Here is a 17,043-nt window from a genome sequence, read left to right as displayed (position 1 = left end):
AAACCCCTATTGGATAAGCAAAGTGGATATAACCGGACAATGGTCAGAAGGATAAAGAGAATTCAAATATTCGGCCAATACACCATGACGAAAAACTTTCATTTTCCCTTTCACAAAAATATAATCAATCCACGCGCGTTCATCATTCGGAATACGCCCGAAATTATGGAATGTCCATTCCGGACCATATTTCAACGGAGCAATTTCACGAGTATGAGTCAGATGACGAGGATCACTCGGATTTGTTAATACCTGGATAGGATCGTCGTCCGGTGTCGCATTAAAATCACCGGTAACAATAACCGGTAATCCCTCGGACAATAATTTAACTTGTTCAAGAACCAGTGAAGCTCCTTGATGGCGGGCAACTTTCCCCATGTGGTCCAAATGTGTATTCAGGAAGAAAAACTTCTTGCCAGACGTTTTATCCAAAAAGATACCCCAGGTAGCAACTCGTTCGCAAGCAGCATCCCAGCCTTTCTTCCCCACTGCATTTAGATCCTCTGCAAGCCAGAAATTACCGGATTTCAGAACCTTGAATCGATCTTTCTTATAAAAAATCGGAGTATATTCCCCTTTTGTCTTCCCGTCTTCACGACCTACACCGATATAATCGTATCCGGGCAAACGCTCCAGTAAGTCTGTCAGCTGAAGATGCAATACTTCCTGAGAGCCAAAAATATCCACATCATAAAATTTAATGACATTCGCAGCCAAGTCTTTCCGGTGCGTCCATTGATTATCACCGTCGACCGGCGTATTCAAACGAATGTTGAACGATACAACATTCATCTCTTTATCACCTTGTTTTGCAAAAAGCACATTTACAGACAACAATATTGCCATTAAACAAAATAAAACTTTTTTCATATCCGTATTTTTTTAAATTCAAGAGGCATACAAATATAAATACTCTGATTGACAAAACAACAAAAAGGGCCACCGGATTTTATCCGATAGCCCTTTATTTATTTCAAGCAACATATTTTTTATTCGTCGTCCTTGTCCATAGCATTAAAATCTACAACAGTTCTACGATTGGCAAAAATACGTTCGAATTCATCTTTCGCACCGACAACCAATTTATCAAAATCGCGTTGTCCCGTACCAGCTGGTATCAAGTGACCGCAGATAACATTTTCTTTCAAGCCTTCCAGACGGTCTACTTTCCCATTGATAGCTGCTTCGTTCAACACCTTCGTCGTTTCCTGGAAAGATGCGGCAGACATAAAGCTATTTGTCTGCAAAGCCGCACGCGTAATACCCTGAAGTATCTGGTTTGCAGTAGCCGGAACAGCATCACGAACTTCTACAAGTTTCATGTCGCGACGTTTCAACATACTGTTTTCGTCTCTCAACTTACGGGCAGTTACAATCTGACCAGCCTGCAATGTCTGGGAATCTCCCGGGTCTGTAACAACTTTCTTGCCCCAAACACGATCATTCTCATCCATTACTTCCAGTTTATCAACAACTTGTTGTTCAAGGAAGCGAGTATCTCCCGGATCAACCACTTCAACCTTACGCATCATCTGACGGACAATTACTTCAAAGTGTTTATCATTAATCTTCACACCCTGCAGACGATAAACGTCTTGAACTTCATTCACGATATATTCCTGAACAGCCGTCGGACCTTTGATAGCCAAAATATCAGAAGGAGTAATAGCACCATCGGATAATGGCATACCGGCACGAATATAGTCATTTTCCTGTACCAATAACTGTTTGGACAGAGGCACCATATATTTCTTCACTTCTCCCAGTTTGGAGGTTACTGTGATTTCACGGTTACCACGTTTAATCTTTCCAAATCCAACTTCACCGTCGATTTCAGAAACGACAGCCGGATTAGACGGATTACGTGCTTCGAACAATTCGGTAACACGAGGAAGACCACCGGTAATATCACCGGCTTTACCTACCGCACGCGGTATCTTAACCAAAACTTCACCCGCCTTAATAGTGTCCCCATTATCTTTAACAACATGGGCACCTAAAGGTAAAGAGTAATTTTTCAGATAATTACCGTTCTTATCTACGATATGAGCAGCCGGAGCCTTTGTCTTATCTTTGGATTCCACGATAATCTTTTCCTTCAAACCTGTAGTTTCGTCACTTTCAACTTTGTAAGTTACGTTTTCTACCAAGCTTTCAAATTCAATCTTACCGGAAACTTCAGATACAATAACGGCATTGAACGGGTCCCATTCGATAATCACATCACCTTTCGAAATCTTGTCGCCATTGCTAAAGAACAATTTAGAACCGTAAGGTATATTATGAGTCAACAATACAATTTTCGTATTCGGATCAACGATACGCATTTCAGCCAAACGACTTACTACAACCTGATATTTCTTATCAGAAGTAGCATCATCAGCGTCTACAGCGCGTAGTTCGTCAATTTCCAAAATACCGTCATATTTAGAAACAATACTGTTTTCCGTTGCTATATTGGAAGCGATACCACCAACGTGGAATGTACGCAATGTCAACTGTGTACCCGGCTCACCGATAGACTGTGCCGCGATAACCCCGACAACTTCACCTTTCTGAACCATCTGGTTTGTAGCCAAGTTACGACCGTAACATTTAGCACAAACACCTTTCTTGGATTCACAGGTCAAAACAGAACGGATTTCAACGCTTTCAATCGGAGATTCCTGAATTTTCTGAGCGGCATCTTCACGAATTTCTTCACCGGACTTCACAAGAACTTCGCCTGTTATCGGGTGAATGATATCATGCACAGAAACACGTCCCAGAATACGTTCATACAGAGAAGCGATAACTTCTTCATTATTCTTCAATTCCGTACAAATCAAACCACGTAATGTTCCACAGTCTTCTTCGTTAACAATCACATCGTGCGATACGTCAACAAGACGACGGGTCAAATAACCTGCATCAGCAGTCTTCAAAGCAGTATCGGCCAAACCTTTACGAGCACCGTGAGTAGAAATAAAGTACTCCAACACAGACAAACCTTCTTTAAAGTTTGAAAGAATCGGGTTTTCAATAATCTGACCACCTTCAGCACCACTCTTCTGCGGTTTTGCCATCAAACCACGCATACCGGACAACTGACGAATCTGTTCCTTGGAACCACGAGCTCCGGAATCCATCATCATGAACACTGAGTTGAAACCGTCATTGTCTTCAGTCAACTGTTTCATCAAAATATTAGACAACTTGCTGTTGACGTGTGTCCAAGTATCGATAATCTGGTTGTAGCGTTCGTTGTAGGTAATGAAACCCATGCTATAGTTAGCCAGAATTTGTTCCACTTCATCGTAACCTTCCTTAACCAAATCATCTTTTTCAGGCGGAATAAGCACATCGGCCAAGTTGAAAGACAAACCGCCTTTGAAGGCCATGTAATAACCCAAGTTCTTGATATCATCAAGGAACTGAGCTGTACGAGCTACACCGCAAGTTTTAATAACCTTACCGATAATATCACGAAGAGACTTTTTACCAAGTACTTCATTAATATAACCCACTTCTGCTGGAACGTATTCATTTACCATCAAACGGCCAACAGATGTTTCGAGCATTTTCCTAACAGTATTGCCATTCTCATCCAAATCTTTCACATATACATGAATCGGGGCATGGATATCCACTTTCTTTTCATTATATGCAATCGTTGCTTCTTCCGGACCATAGAACTTCAGACCTTCACCCAAAGTTCCTTTACGCATTTTAGTGATATAATATAAACCAAGAACCATATCCTGAGAAGGAACAGTAATAGGCGCACCATTAGCCGGATTCAGAATGTTATGAGAAGCAAGCATCAGCATTTGCGCTTCCAGAACAGCCTCGTTTCCTAAAGGCAAGTGAACAGCCATCTGGTCACCGTCGAAGTCGGCGTTGAATGCCGTACAAGCCAACGGATGCAACTGGATAGCTTTACCTTCAATCAATTTCGGCTGGAATGCCTGGATACCCAAACGGTGCAGTGTCGGTGCACGGTTCAGCAATACTGGATGACCTTTCATTACATATTCCAAAATATCCCAAACAACCGGTTCCTTACGGTCAACAATCTTCTTCGCAGACTTAACCGTTTTTACAATACCGCGTTCAATCAATTTACGAATAACGAAAGGCTTATAAAGTTCGGCCGCCATATTCTTCGGCAGACCACATTCGTGCATTTTCAATTCCGGACCAACCACGATAACCGAACGAGCTGAATAGTCAACACGTTTACCCAACAAGTTCTGACGGAAACGACCTTGTTTCCCCTTCAAACTGTCGGAAAGTGACTTCAACGGACGGTTAGCATCTGTTTTAACCGCACTCGATTTACGAGAGTTGTCAAACAGAGAGTCCACCGCTTCCTGAAGCATACGTTTTTCATTACGTAAAATTACTTCGGGAGCCTTGATATCAATTAATCGTTTCAAACGGTTATTACGGATAATAACACGACGATACAAATCATTTAAATCGGATGTAGCAAAACGTCCACCATCCAGCGGAACCAACGGACGCAGTTCTGGAGGAATTACAGGGACAACCTTTACAATCATCCATTCCGGCTTATTACGACCTCTGGACGCACGGAAAGATTCTACAACCTGAAGGCGTTTCAGTGCTTCGTTCTTACGCTGTTGCGAACCGTCAGTACTTGCACGGTGGCGCAATTCATAAGACAAAGAATCCAAATCCAGGCGAGCCAGCAAATCATAGATAGCTTCAGCACCGATTTTCGCAATAAACTTGTTCGGGTCTGTATCTTCCAGCATCTGATTTTCCTTTGGCAGGTTATCCAGGATTTGCAGATATTCTTCTTCCGAAAGCAAGTCTAATTCAGCAACAGTATCTACACAACCCGGCTGAACAACGACATAACGTTCGTAATAAATGATAGAATCCAGTTTCTTGGTCGGTAAGCCTAACAAGTAGCCGATTTTGTTGGGAAGAGAACGGAAGTACCAAATATGGGCAACAGGAACCACCAAATGAATGTGTCCCATTCGTTCGCGACGCACTTTCTTTTCCGTAACTTCCACCCCACAACGGTCGCAGACAATCCCTTTGTAACGGATACGTTTATATTTTCCGCAATGGCATTCATAATCCTTGATAGGACCGAAAATGCGTTCACAGAAAAGACCGTCACGTTCAGGTTTGTATGTACGATAGTTAATCGTTTCCGGTTTCAGCACTTCACCACTGGAGTTCTCAAGGATTTCTTCAGGTGAAGCCAGACCGATAGTTATTTTTGAAAAGTTACTCTTTATCTTGTTTTCTTTTCTAAAAGCCATATTGTTTATTTATAAAGAGTTATCAATGAGTAAGCAGACGAGCCGAAGCTCATCTACTTATATTGTTTTTTTGAATTAATCCAGAGTAAAGCTCAAACCAAGACCTCTCAGCTCGTGGAGCAATACATTCAGAGACTCAGGAATACCAGGCTGTGGCATCGGATCACCCTTCACAATCGCTTCATAAGCTTTAGAACGTCCAACAACGTCGTCCGACTTAATTGTAAGGATTTCCTGCAGAACATGCGCAGCACCGAAAGCTTCCAGTGCCCAAACTTCCATTTCTCCGAAACGCTGACCACCAAACTGTGCTTTACCACCCAGAGGCTGTTGCGTAATCAGAGAATACGGACCGATGGAACGTGCATGCATCTTATCATCGACCATGTGCCCCAGCTTCAGGAAGTAAGTCACTCCCACTGTAGCCGGCTGGTCAAAACGTTCGCCAGTACCACCGTCGTACAAGTAAGATTTACCATAACGCGGAAGACCTGCTTTATCAGTCCACTCATTCAAGTTATCGATAGTTGCACCATCGAAAATCGGAGTAGCAAACTTAACGCCCATTGTACGACCTGCCCAACCCAAAACAGCTTCGAAAATCTGTCCCAAGTTCATACGGGAAGGCACACCCAGCGGGTTCAAACAGATATCGACCGGCGTACCATCTTCCAGGAACGGCATATCTTCCTGACGGACAATCTTGGAGACAATACCTTTATTACCGTGACGACCGGCCATCTTATCACCCACCTGTATCTTACGTTTCTTGGCGATATAAACCTTAGCCATCTGAACGATGCCTGTAGGCAGTTCATCACCGATTGTCAAATCGAACTTCTTACGTCTCAATTCAGCATCCAGTTCTTTATATTTCTTCAAATAGTTCAGGATTACCTGCTTGATAAGTTCATTCTTATCAGCATCAGCAGTCCACTTACTAACCTGGATAGCATTATAATCCAATCCTTCCAGAGCTTCGCGTACGAATTTCGATCCTTTCGCAATAATCTCCGTATTCATATAGTCCTTAACACCCTGAGAAATCTTGCCTTCCGTCAAAGTCAATAACTTTTCAACCAGCAAATTTTTCAAGTCAGCCATCTTCGTTTCGTATTCTTCATCCAACTTAGGCAGAATAGCCTTGTCGGTAAGTCTGGATTTACGTTTCTTGACAGCCTTAGAGAATAAAGCAGTTTCGACAACAACACCACGGAGTGAAGGAGTCGCTTTCAAAGAGGCATCCTTTACATCACCGGCCTTATCGCCAAAGATTGCACGAAGCAACTTTTCTTCAGGAGACGGATCAGACTCTCCTTTCGGAGTAATCTTACCAATCAGGATGTCGCCCGGTTCGATGCGTGCACCTACACGAACAATACCCCTTTCATCCAAATCCTTGGTTGCTTCTTCACTTACATTAGGTATATCGGATGTCAATTCTTCCATACCGCGTTTTGTTTCACGAACTTCAAGGATATATTCATCCACGTGAACCGAAGTAAAGAAGTCTTCACGAACCATACGTTCGTTCAACACGATAGCATCCTCATAGTTATACCCTTTCCACGGCATATACGCCACTTTCACATTGCGTCCCAAAGCCAGTTCACCATCCTGAGTGGAATAACCCTCAGTCAGAATATCTCCTGCTACAACCCGCTGACCACGGTGACAAATCGGCCGTAAATCGACTGTTGTACTTTGGTTGGTTTTACGCCATTTCGGTATGTTATAAGTAACAACCGCATCTTCGAAGCTGACAAATTCTTCATCTTCTGTACGGTCATATTTAATCTTGATACAAGTCGCATCCACAAATATTACTTCACCGGCACGTTCAGCCATAATCTGCGTACGGGAGTCACGGGCAACCTGTGCCTCGATACCTGTACCTACGATAGGAGCATCCGTACGCAACAAAGGAACGGCCTGACGCATCATGTTAGATCCCATCAATGCACGGTTAGCATCGTCATGTTCCAAAAATGGAATCAAAGAGGCAGCAATAGAGGCAATCTGTTGCGGAGCTACGTCCATCAGGTCGATTTCAGAAGGCGGTACTACCGGGAAATCGGCTTCGAAACGGGCTTTAATCCGATCGCGGACGAATTTGCCGTTATCATCGAGCAAAGCATTTCCCTGTGCAATCGTCAATTCTTCCTCTTCCTCCGCCGTATAATATTGCATATTATCATTAGACATATCCACCACGCCATCCGTAACCTTACGATACGGGGTAGAGATAAAACCTAATTCATTGATTTTAGCATATACACACAGAGACGAAATCAAACCGATATTCGGACCTTCAGGCGTTTCAATCGGACAAAGACGGCCATAATGTGTATAGTGAACGTCACGAACCTCAAATCCGGCACGTTCTCTTGACAAACCACCCGGTCCAAGAGCAGACAGACGACGTTTATGCGTAATTTCAGCCAACGGGTTTGTCTGATCCATAAATTGAGACAAAGCATTTGTCCCGAAGAAAGAATTAACAACAGACGAAATAGTCTTTGCATTAATCAAATCAATCGGAGTAAACACTTCATTATCGCGTACATTCATACGCTCACGTACGGTACGTGACATACGTGCCAGACCGATACCGAACTGGTTGTAAAGTTGTTCGCCAACCGTACGTACACGACGATTACTCAAGTGGTCGATATCATCCACTATCGCTTTCGAGTTAATCAACTCAATCAGATATTTGATGATTTCGATTATATCTTCTTTCGTTAATACCTTAACATCTTCACTCGTGGTAAGGCCTAACTTTTTATTAATTCTGTAACGGCCTACTTCACCTAAATCATAACGTTTTTCAGAAAAGAACAGGTTCTGTATAACTTCACGGGCACTTGCTTCATCCGCAGGTTCTGCGTTACGCAACTGACGATAAATATACAATACAGCTTCCTTTTCAGAGTTACTAGGGTCTTTCTGAAGCGTATTATAGATGATAGCATAATCCGAAAGATTCTGGTCTTCACGGTGCAGCAATACATTCTGCGTTCCCGATTCGAGTATAGCCTCTATATTATCGCTATCAAGAACCGATTCACGGTCAATGATAACATCGTTACGTTCAATAGAAACAACCTCACCGGTATCTTCATCCACGAAATCTTCCACCCAGGTTTTCAACACGCGGGCAGCCAGCTTACGGCCAACAAGTTTCTTCAGGTTTGTTTTCGAAACTTTTACTTCCTCAGCCAGATTAAAGATTTCAAGAATATCTTTATCGCTTTCGAAACCAATAGCTCTTAAAAGGGTCGTTACGGGCAATTTCTTTTTACGGTCGATGTAAGCATACATCACATTGTTGATGTCGGTTGCAAACTCGATCCAGGAACCTTTAAAAGGAATGATACGTGCAGAATACAATTTCGTACCATTAGCATGTATGCTCTGCCCGAAGAATACGCCGGGCGAACGATGCAACTGGGAAACGACAACACGCTCCGCACCATTTATCACGAACGTTCCTCTTTCCGTCATATACGGAATCGGCCCCAGGTACACATCCTGTATCACGGTGTCGAAATCTTCGTGATCCGGGTCTGTACAATACAGTTTTAACTTCGCTTTTAAAGGCACACTATAGGTTAATCCGCGGGCAATACATTCATCAATCGTATAACGGGGCGGATCGATATAGTAATCTAAGAACTCCAACACAAAATTGTTGCGGGTATCTGCTATCGGAAAATTCTCTGCAAACACCTTGTACAATCCCTCCTTCTTTCTCTTTTCAGGAGGTGTGTCAAGTTGAAGAAAGTCTTGGAATGACTTCAATTGTACTTCGAGAAAGTCCGGATACGGAAACTGATTTTTAATCGAAGCAAAATTAACTCTTTGGTTTTCAGCTGTTGAAGACATCTAGTAAGGAATTTATTGAACTTATTGAAATTATAGACACAAAAAGGTTAAGAATCTCCTTTGAGGGAGACTCTTAACCAAATCACCTGATTACCAGGTTATAAATACTATTTAAGCTCAACTTCAGCTCCAGCTTCTTCCAACTGTTTCTTCAATGCTTCAGCGTCAGCTTTAGCGATTCCTTCTTTAACGTTGCTAGGAGCACCGTCAACTAAATCTTTTGCTTCTTTCAAGCCAAGACCAGTTAATTCTTTTACTAACTTAACGATAGCCAGTTTGTTTGCACCAGCTGCTTTCAATACTACATCAAAAGAAGTTTTTTCTTCTGCAGCAGCGGCAGCGCCACCAGCAGCAGGACCAGCAACAGCAACAGCTGCAGCAGCAGGTTCAATACCATATTCTTCTTTCAGGATTGTAGCCAATTCGCTAACTTCTTTTACGGTCAGGTTTACTAATTGTTCTGCAAAAGCTTTCAAATCTGCCATTTTTGTATGATTTAAATGTTTGTTTATCTGTGTAAATTAAAAAAATTATCTTTCTTCCAAAGTCTTCAACAGACCATGGATAGTTTGTCCTGAAGACTGAAGAGCAGAGATAACGTTCTTCGCCGGAGATTGCAACAACATGATAACATCCCCGATAAGTTCGTTTTTGCTCTTGATATTTACCAATGCTTCGAGGTTTTCAGCACCTACATAGAAGCTTTCCTGTACATAGGCAGCTTTCAACTGAGGTTTTGCTACAACATCCTTCTTAGCATCCTTGGTAAATTCTTTAATCAGACGAGCAGGAGCATTAGCAGTCTGTGAGAACATCACAGCTGTATTACCTTTCATTGCCACATGCAGAGGAGAAAAATCACCTTCCACATTTTCCAATGCTTTCTTAAGCAAGTTATTCTTTACAACAACCAACTTAATTTCCTGTTTGAAACACTCCCGTCTCAATTTGCTGGTTTTCTCAGCATCCAATGCTTCGATATCAGTCAAATAAAAGTTAGGATATTCCTTAACGATTTCTGTCAGTTGACCTATAATTACGCTTTTATCTTCCTTTTTCATTGTCCAATAATTTTAATTAGTTTTCTTCAACTGATTTGGGGTCAATTTTAATACCCGCGCTCATTGTACTTGAAAGATAAATGCTCTTTATATATGTACCTTTAGCTGCAGACGGTTTCAACTTCAGAAGAGTTGAAATAAATTCCTTGGCATTGTCGCGAATCTGTTCGGCATTGAAAGAAACCTTGCCGATTGATGTGTGAACAATACCGGATTTGTCTACCTTAAAGTCGATTTTACCTTGCTTAACTTCTTTTACAGCATTACCTATTTCATTGGTAACCGTACCACTCTTTGGGTTAGGCATTAAGCCACGCGGACCTAAAACACGACCCAGAGCACCGATTTTACCCATGATAGAAGGCATTGTGATAATTACGTCAATATCAGTCCAACCGCCTTTAATCTTATCAATATACTCATCCAATCCAACATAGTCAGCTCCAGCAGCAGTAGCTTCAGCTTCCTTGTCAGGTGTACATAATGCGAGAACCCTAACTTGCTTACCTGTTCCGTGAGGCAATGAAACCACGCCTCTTACCATTTGATTAGCTTTACGGGGGTCAACACCTAAACGGACATCCACATCTACAGATGCATCAAACTTAGTAGTAGTAATTTCCTTTACTAAAGCTGAAGCTTCTTTTAATGTATATGCTTTCCCAGCTTCAATCTTGCCCAAAGCCAACTTTTGATTTTTTGTAAGTTTACTCATCTCAATTGAAGTTTATTAATTATTACCCGGGAATGTCCCTTTAACAGTGATACCCATACTTCTAGCTGTTCCGGCAACCATTTTCATGGCAGACTCAACAGTAAAGCAGTTCAAGTCGACTAGTTTGTCTTCTGCTATAGTTTTAACCTGCTCCCAAGAGATTTCTGCAATCTTCTTACGATTCGGTTCAGCAGATCCACCTTTTTGTTTAGTAGCTTCCAATAACTGGATAGCAACAGGAGGAGTTTTTACAACAAAGTCGAAAGACTTATCGGCATAGTAAGTAATTACAACAGGTAATACCTTACCGGCCTTGTCTTGGGTCTTGGCATTAAATTGCTTGCAAAACTCCATAATATTAATACCCTTAGAACCTAAAGCAGGTCCTACTGGGGGAGAAGGGTTTGCTGCTCCTCCTTTAATCTGCAATTTGATTTGTCCAGCAACTTCTTTAGCCATTGTTTCTAAATTTTTTTAGATATATAACATCGATAACAAGAAAGACAGTACTTTTCGTAACAAGAGCACTATTCTTTCTCTACTTGCATATAACCCAACTCAAGCGGTGTTTTACGTCCGAAGACCTTTACCATCACTTTGAGTTTCTTTTTCTCGGCGTTGACCTCTTCGATTACACCCGTGAAACCGCTGAACGGTCCAAAAGTGATTTTCACATTCTCACCAACATAAAACTGGATATCCAGGTCTTCTTGCTGCTCTTGCAGTTCGTCAACCGTACCTAAGATACGACTAACTTCTGCCGGACGCAAAGGTACGGGATTATCCGAACCGCCTAAAAATCCGATTACGTTAGGAATGTTTCTTAATCGATGAGCGACTTCTCCGACCAATGCAGCCTCCACTAATACGTAACCCGGCAAGTAAGCTCTTTCTTTCATCACCTTCTTACCATTACGTACCGTGAAAGTCTTCTCTGTAGGAATCAGTACCTGGTTGACATACTCACCCAAGTCCGTATTCTTCAGCTCAGCCTCGAGATACTCTCTGACCTTATTCTCCTTGCCACTGATGGCGCGTAGAACATAAAATTTCTTTTGAATATCAGACATACTCTAAACTGATTAAAAGACTTTCTCGTAGAAGAAACGCATCACACCTTCAAAGCCTAAGTCAATAACAAAAATCAATGCTGCGATTATAAGGGAAGCAAACATAACAACCACAGCACTATTGGAAAGCTCTGTTCTAGTAGGCCAAGAAACTTTATAAACAAGTTCGTTATAAGATTCCTTAATATAAGCAATTATCTTTTTCATCGAATCTATAGATTTTTTTAGCACGGAACGAGAGGCTCGAACTCCCGACACCTGGTTTTGGAGACCAGTGCTCTACCAACTGAGCTAGTTCCGTAAAATAGCCAGTCCTATAAAAGACTGGCTATGTTTGTATTTCGAATTAGTTTTCTAATTCTGTAATCTGACCAGCACCTACTGTACGTCCACCTTCACGGATAGCGAAACGAAGACCTACGCTACAAGCTACCGGGTAAATCAGTTCAACGTCGATTGTTACGTTATCACCAGGCATTACCATTTCAGTTCCTTCCGGGAGAGTGATTTCACCTGTTACGTCCAATGTACGGATATAGAACTGAGGACGGTATTTGTTGTGGAACGGAGTGTGACGACCACCTTCTTCTTTTTTCAAGATATAAACTTCAGCCTTGAAATGAGAGTGAGGTTTAACCTGTCCCGGATGGCAAATTACCATACCACGTTTGATTTCGTTTTTGTCGATACCACGCAACAACAAACCAACGTTATCACCAGCCTGACCTTCGTCCAAAAGCTTACGGAACATTTCAACACCTGTTACAACAGATTTCTTACCTTCTGCACCTAAACCGATAATCTGAACTTCATCACCTACATGGATGATACCAGTTTCGATACGACCTGTAGCTACAGTACCGCGACCTGTGATAGAGAACACGTCTTCAACCGGCATCAAGAAAGGTTTGTCAACCTCACGCGGAGGCAGCGGAATCCATGTATCACAAGCTTCCATCAATTCCATTACTTTTTCTTCCCATTTAGCGTCGCCGTTCAAAGCACCCAGAGCAGAACCACGGATAATCGGTGTGTTGTCGCCATCGAAATCATAGAAAGAAAGCAATTCTCTCATTTCCATTTCTACCAGTTCCAACATTTCTTCGTCGTCTACCATGTCACATTTGTTCATAAAAACAACCAATCTCGGAACATTTACCTGACGAGCCAACAAGATGTGCTCACGAGTCTGAGGCATAGGACCATCAGTAGCAGCAACTACGATGATAGCACCGTCCATCTGAGCAGCACCAGTTACCATGTTCTTTACGTAGTCGGCGTGACCCGGACAGTCTACGTGAGCATAGTGACGATTTGCAGTCTGATACTCAACATGAGAAGTGTTGATAGTGATACCTCTTTCTTTTTCTTCAGGAGCGTTATCGATAGAGTCGAATGAACGCAATTCTGAAAGACCTCTCTTTGCCAATACTGTTGTAATAGCAGCTGTCAAAGTAGTTTTACCGTGGTCTACGTGACCAATCGTACCAATGTTAACATGTGGTTTCGATCTGTCAAATTTCTCTTTTGCCATAACTTAATTGTTCTTTATTTGATTAATGATCATGTTCTAAAATATCATCTTGAGCCGGTGCCGAGACTTGAACTCGGGACCTCTTCCTTACCAAGGAAGTGCTCTACCGCTGAGCTACACAGGCAATAATAGAGCGGAAGACGGGGCTCAAACCCGCGACCCTCAGCTTGGAAGGCTAATGCTCTATCGACTGAGCTACTTCCGCAATTTCAAATGAACCAATTTGCCATGTATTGCTTCATTTTCGTGGGCAGTGATGGATTCGAACCACCGAAGGCGAAAGCCAGCTGAGTTACAGTCAGCCCCATTTGGCCACTCTGGTAACTGCCCATATTTCATTTCAAATCGGATTGACCTCTGCCCATCCTTGAGCCTCTTGTCGGATTCGAACCAACGACCCCGAGATTACAAATCACGTGCTCTGGCCAACTGAGCTAAAGAGGCATATCTACTCTAAAAAGCAGCCGTTTCGTCACCAAGGCGAAACGGCTGCAAATTTAGGCATTATTTCTTACATACCAAATTTATCTACCGTTTTTTTTATTTGGCTCTGATTTTTTCCTTGAATTTAATTAATTGTTTTTCCAGAGCTTCTACACAGTCATCCACTGCCTCTTCAAACGTATCATTCACCTTTGCGGCAAAACAGTCACCATTTTTTATCAACAAACGAATACTGGCTTCTTTATTTTTTGCAGTTTCCGGTTTAATCACCTTCAACGATACCTCTGCCGTTAAAATTCCATCGAAATATTGCTCCAACTTAGATACTTTCTTTTGAACGAATGCTTCTAACTGTGCTGTTGCATCAAAATGGATTGCTTGAATTCTAATGTCCATAATTAACCTCCTTCTTTTTGTGCTCTAGGATGAGCATGATACACTTTTTTTAATTCCTCAAAGGTCGTATGTGTGTAAATACTGGTTGAAGCCAGACTGCTATGTCCGAGTAATTCTTTCACAGCGTTCAACTCCGCCCCGTTATTCAACATACTTGTCGCAAACGAATGCCTTAATACGTGAGGGCTGCATTTTGCCAATGTGGGAATATCCGACAATTTCTTCTTTACTACCGTATAAAGAATGCCTACCGACATCTGTTCTCCGTTTTGCCTGACAAAGAACCACCCGCTTCCTGCACCGACTTCACGATTTCGGACTTCAGTGTATGCAAGCATCAAGTTTTTTAATCTTTCCGCAAAAGGAATCAACCGCTGCTTATTGCGCTTACCTGTCACTTTCATCTGCATAGCCTCGTAATCAATATCCGCATCTCGCAATCCTATCAACTCCGAACGCCGCATACCTGTGTCATAAAGCACTTCAAGTATCAAACGATTCCTCACACCTTCAAAATCCTCATCAAACCCGTCCCCGTCCAACAAACCTTCCATATCCTTATCTTTTACAAAATAAGGCAACGGCTTTTTTGTTTTCGGCCCGGTTACAAACCGTAATGGGTTTACAGGAACGAGTCCCTGCTTTACAAGGAATTTAAAAAAAGATTTCAAAGAACTTAATTTCCGATTGACCGATACCGGCGAAACCTTAGCATCCAACAGGGACACAATCCAACTTCGCACAATGTCCGTATCTATTTCAGCCGGAATAAATATGCCTTCCTTCCGTTCTTTCACAAAATCTTCAAACTGGCTCAAATCTTTCGAATAAGCACAGACCGTATAATCGGAATAGTTCCTCTCATACCGAAGATATTCTAAAAACGAATCTATCAACATACTCACGCTGCATCAACTTTTATGCAACGAAAATAGGAATAAGAATCCAATAAAACAAGCCCGGTAGACAGAATTTGTATTTTTATTCTTCTATCTGCTGCAATTGCTGAACGTAAACAGCACGCATAGTCTGTTTTCTCTTTGTTATAGACGGTTTTTCAAAAGCCTGACGACTTCTCAATTCTTTTACGATACCTGTCTTTTCAAACTTTCTTTTAAATTTTTTCAGCGCTTTTTCAATGTTTTCGCCTTCTTTTAATGGAACTACGATCATAATTTAATTTTATTATATTGTTTAATTACTATATCCACAAATTGGGCAGCAAAATTACTGATTGTTTTGATATTGGCAAAACTTTCGGGGAATATTTTTTTAATGGAGGACCAACAAATTACTCAACTTTCCGCTGTAAAGTGAAAGGGAGGATAAAAAATTCCTCTCTCCGTAATAATAGCTGTGACAAGCTCATGCGAAGTCACATCGAAAGCCGGATTATAGGCTTTTATTCCTTCGGGAGCCATTCGCCGGGCATACCACATCTCGGTAATTTCATCCGGACTGCGTTCTTCTATTTCTATGGCGTCACCATCCGAACATTGGCAGTCGATGGTAGAGGTGGGACCCAATACATAAAAAGGAATACCATAATGACGGGCCAAAACAGCTACACCGGAGGTTCCGATTTTATTGGCTACATCCCCGTTGGCCGCCACGCGATCACATCCTACCACAACGGCCTGCACCCAGCCTTTCTTCATCACGGCCGATGCCATATTGTCGCAAATCAGCGTAACATCGACTCCTGCTTTACACAATTCATAAGCTGTCAGACGGGCACCTTGCAACAACGGACGTGTTTCATCGGCAAATACCTTAAATTTATATCCCCGTTCTTCCCCCAAATAAACAGGAGCCAGCGCCGTCCCATATTCGGAAACAGCCAGGTGTCCGGCGTTGCAATGCGTCAAAATGCCCATTCCCGGCTGCAAAAGAGTTAAACAATTCTCACCTATCTGACGGCAGGCAACCGCATCTTCTTTCCAGATAGCATTTGCCTCATCGTGCAACAAGCGGATAATTTCCGAAAGTGACTTTTCCCTGTTAGCACAGACAACATCTTCCATCCGGTTCAATGCCGCGGTCAAATTGACCGCAGTAGGACGTGCTCCGGCCAAATATTGCTTAACCCTGTCAAATTCCCGATAAAACGTATCGTAGGTTTCCGCCTGAATCTGTTTGCTACAGACATAAATACCATAAGCGGCAGCGATACCGATGGCGGGCGCCCCGCGTACCTTTAATTTATATATAGCTTCCCAAATCTCTTCGGCAGTAAAAAGAGAAACATATTCTTCCTTTCCCGGCAACCGGGTCTGGTCGAGAATGACGACCGCATTCGTATCCGGACTCAAACGGACTGTTTTTAAATCTGTAATTATATTGTTCATTATTCTTATCAATCAAAAAGAGAGATCTAAATCCGATTGTGAAGCTCCTACAGCGATAGGAATAGCAATAAAAGCAAGCTTGTTGCTAAAAACATCATCCTCCTCTCCATGGTAAACGAATTTGTTATACCCGCAAATGTAAGCATAAATTCATTCAAACAAACTGTTTTAACCGTTCATTCCACAAAAACCTATTATATCCGACAAAAAAGTTCATTACATCCTTTTTTCAATTTACTACTTTGCAAAAATGAAAAGCAACCGACAGGGCAAACGCATTAGGAATAAAAATCAAAAGCCCCTTC

14 protein-coding genes and 5 tRNA genes are annotated in these 17,043 nt (G+C 42.1%); all 19 read right to left on the bottom strand.

Annotation, left to right across the window (positions count from 1 at the left end; genetic code table 11):
- Nucleotides 1–6 precede the first annotated feature (6 nt).
- The gene (locus tag DW103_RS05570) at nucleotides 7–870 is read right to left on the bottom strand and encodes an endonuclease/exonuclease/phosphatase family protein (protein WP_122274680.1); all 864 of its coding nucleotides are present in this window, start codon (nucleotides 868–870) and stop codon (nucleotides 7–9) included.
- A gap of 119 nt (nucleotides 871–989) precedes the next feature.
- Nucleotides 990–5,282: a DNA-directed RNA polymerase subunit beta' gene (rpoC, locus tag DW103_RS05565; protein WP_122274679.1), complete on the bottom strand. Its 4,293-nt coding sequence runs from the start codon at nucleotides 5,280–5,282 to the stop codon at nucleotides 990–992.
- 75 nt (nucleotides 5,283–5,357) lie between these two features.
- Nucleotides 5,358–9,170 (bottom strand): DNA-directed RNA polymerase subunit beta, encoded by a 3,813-nt coding sequence (gene rpoB / locus DW103_RS05560; protein ID WP_122274678.1) that lies wholly within the window; start codon nucleotides 9,168–9,170, stop codon nucleotides 5,358–5,360.
- A gap of 107 nt (nucleotides 9,171–9,277) precedes the next feature.
- Entirely contained in the window at nucleotides 9,278–9,655 is a 378-nt protein-coding gene (rplL, locus tag DW103_RS05555; RefSeq protein WP_122274677.1) for a 50S ribosomal protein L7/L12, read from the bottom strand.
- 45 nt (nucleotides 9,656–9,700) lie between these two features.
- Nucleotides 9,701–10,231, bottom strand: coding sequence for a 50S ribosomal protein L10 (gene rplJ, locus DW103_RS05550; RefSeq protein ID WP_122274676.1), 531 nt, complete (start codon nucleotides 10,229–10,231; stop codon nucleotides 9,701–9,703).
- Nucleotides 10,232–10,247: 16 nt separating this feature from the next.
- Complete coding sequence (gene rplA, locus DW103_RS05545) at nucleotides 10,248–10,946, bottom strand: 50S ribosomal protein L1 (protein WP_122274675.1); 699 nt, start codon at nucleotides 10,944–10,946, stop codon at nucleotides 10,248–10,250.
- Nucleotides 10,947–10,961: 15 nt separating this feature from the next.
- Nucleotides 10,962–11,405, bottom strand: a complete 444-nt coding sequence (gene rplK, locus DW103_RS05540; RefSeq protein WP_122274674.1) for a 50S ribosomal protein L11 — start codon at nucleotides 11,403–11,405, stop codon at nucleotides 10,962–10,964.
- A 68-nt stretch (nucleotides 11,406–11,473) separates the two neighbouring features.
- Nucleotides 11,474–12,016 carry a transcription termination/antitermination protein NusG gene (nusG, locus tag DW103_RS05535; RefSeq protein WP_122274673.1) on the bottom strand — a complete coding sequence of 181 codons (543 nt, stop codon included), beginning with the start codon at nucleotides 12,014–12,016 and terminating at the stop codon, nucleotides 11,474–11,476.
- 12 nt (nucleotides 12,017–12,028) lie between these two features.
- Nucleotides 12,029–12,223, bottom strand: a complete 195-nt coding sequence (secE, locus tag DW103_RS05530) for a preprotein translocase subunit SecE (protein WP_122274672.1) — start codon at nucleotides 12,221–12,223, stop codon at nucleotides 12,029–12,031.
- Nucleotides 12,224–12,244: 21 nt separating this feature from the next.
- Nucleotides 12,245–12,317: transfer RNA gene (locus DW103_RS05525), tRNA-Trp, on the bottom strand.
- A 45-nt stretch (nucleotides 12,318–12,362) separates the two neighbouring features.
- On the bottom strand, nucleotides 12,363–13,550 hold the full coding sequence (tuf, locus tag DW103_RS05520; RefSeq protein ID WP_122274671.1) for an elongation factor Tu: 1,188 nt from the start codon (nucleotides 13,548–13,550) through the stop codon (nucleotides 12,363–12,365).
- Between the two features lie 52 nt (nucleotides 13,551–13,602).
- Nucleotides 13,603–13,674 (bottom strand) — tRNA-Thr (locus DW103_RS05515).
- 8 nt (nucleotides 13,675–13,682) lie between these two features.
- A tRNA-Gly gene (locus tag DW103_RS05510) sits at nucleotides 13,683–13,755 on the bottom strand.
- 42 nt (nucleotides 13,756–13,797) lie between these two features.
- Nucleotides 13,798–13,880 (bottom strand) — tRNA-Tyr (locus DW103_RS05505).
- Between the two features lie 40 nt (nucleotides 13,881–13,920).
- Nucleotides 13,921–13,994 (bottom strand) — tRNA-Thr (locus DW103_RS05500).
- Nucleotides 13,995–14,090: 96 nt separating this feature from the next.
- On the bottom strand, nucleotides 14,091–14,390 hold the full coding sequence (gene hpf, locus DW103_RS05495) for a ribosome hibernation-promoting factor, HPF/YfiA family (RefSeq protein WP_122274670.1): 300 nt from the start codon (nucleotides 14,388–14,390) through the stop codon (nucleotides 14,091–14,093).
- Between the two features lie 2 nt (nucleotides 14,391–14,392).
- Nucleotides 14,393–15,289 (bottom strand): tyrosine-type recombinase/integrase, encoded by an 897-nt coding sequence (locus tag DW103_RS05490; protein ID WP_122274669.1) that lies wholly within the window; start codon nucleotides 15,287–15,289, stop codon nucleotides 14,393–14,395.
- Between the two features lie 82 nt (nucleotides 15,290–15,371).
- A complete protein-coding gene (rpsU, locus tag DW103_RS05485; protein WP_122274668.1) occupies nucleotides 15,372–15,563 on the bottom strand; it encodes a 30S ribosomal protein S21 in 192 nt (63 codons plus the stop codon).
- A gap of 122 nt (nucleotides 15,564–15,685) precedes the next feature.
- Complete coding sequence (gene mtnA / locus DW103_RS05480) at nucleotides 15,686–16,738, bottom strand: S-methyl-5-thioribose-1-phosphate isomerase (protein ID WP_122274667.1); 1,053 nt, start codon at nucleotides 16,736–16,738, stop codon at nucleotides 15,686–15,688.
- Between the last annotated feature and the right edge of the window lie 305 nt (nucleotides 16,739–17,043).

It is taken from the genome of Parabacteroides sp. AM08-6 (genome assembly GCF_003473295.1).
Taxonomy (GTDB): domain Bacteria; phylum Bacteroidota; class Bacteroidia; order Bacteroidales; family Tannerellaceae; genus Parabacteroides.
This window is presented reverse-complemented; position numbering and strand designations above follow the sequence as displayed.

Bases quoted from the DNA above. Each gene is read 5' to 3' on its own strand.
- DW103_RS05570 (WP_122274680.1), bottom strand. From the start codon at position 870: ATGAAAAAAGTTTTATTTTGTTTAATGGCAATATTGTTGTCTGTAAAT.
- secE (WP_122274672.1), bottom strand. From the start codon at position 12,223: ATGAAAAAGATAATTGCTTATATTAAGGAATCTTATAACGAACTTGTT.
- DW103_RS05490 (WP_122274669.1), bottom strand. From the start codon at position 15,289: ATGTTGATAGATTCGTTTTTAGAATATCTTCGGTATGAGAGGAACTAT.
- tuf (WP_122274671.1), bottom strand. From the start codon at position 13,550: ATGGCAAAAGAGAAATTTGACAGATCGAAACCACATGTTAACATTGGT.
- rplL (WP_122274677.1), bottom strand. From the start codon at position 9,655: ATGGCAGATTTGAAAGCTTTTGCAGAACAATTAGTAAACCTGACCGTA.
- nusG (WP_122274673.1), bottom strand. From the start codon at position 12,016: ATGTCTGATATTCAAAAGAAATTTTATGTTCTACGCGCCATCAGTGGC.
- mtnA (WP_122274667.1), bottom strand. From the start codon at position 16,738: ATGAACAATATAATTACAGATTTAAAAACAGTCCGTTTGAGTCCGGAT.
- rplJ (WP_122274676.1), bottom strand. From the start codon at position 10,231: ATGAAAAAGGAAGATAAAAGCGTAATTATAGGTCAACTGACAGAAATC.
- rplK (WP_122274674.1), bottom strand. From the start codon at position 11,405: ATGGCTAAAGAAGTTGCTGGACAAATCAAATTGCAGATTAAAGGAGGA.
- rpoB (WP_122274678.1), bottom strand. From the start codon at position 9,170: ATGTCTTCAACAGCTGAAAACCAAAGAGTTAATTTTGCTTCGATTAAA.
- rpsU (WP_122274668.1), bottom strand. From the start codon at position 15,563: ATGATCGTAGTTCCATTAAAAGAAGGCGAAAACATTGAAAAAGCGCTG.
- rpoC (WP_122274679.1), bottom strand. From the start codon at position 5,282: ATGGCTTTTAGAAAAGAAAACAAGATAAAGAGTAACTTTTCAAAAATA.
- rplA (WP_122274675.1), bottom strand. From the start codon at position 10,946: ATGAGTAAACTTACAAAAAATCAAAAGTTGGCTTTGGGCAAGATTGAA.
- hpf (WP_122274670.1), bottom strand. From the start codon at position 14,390: ATGGACATTAGAATTCAAGCAATCCATTTTGATGCAACAGCACAGTTA.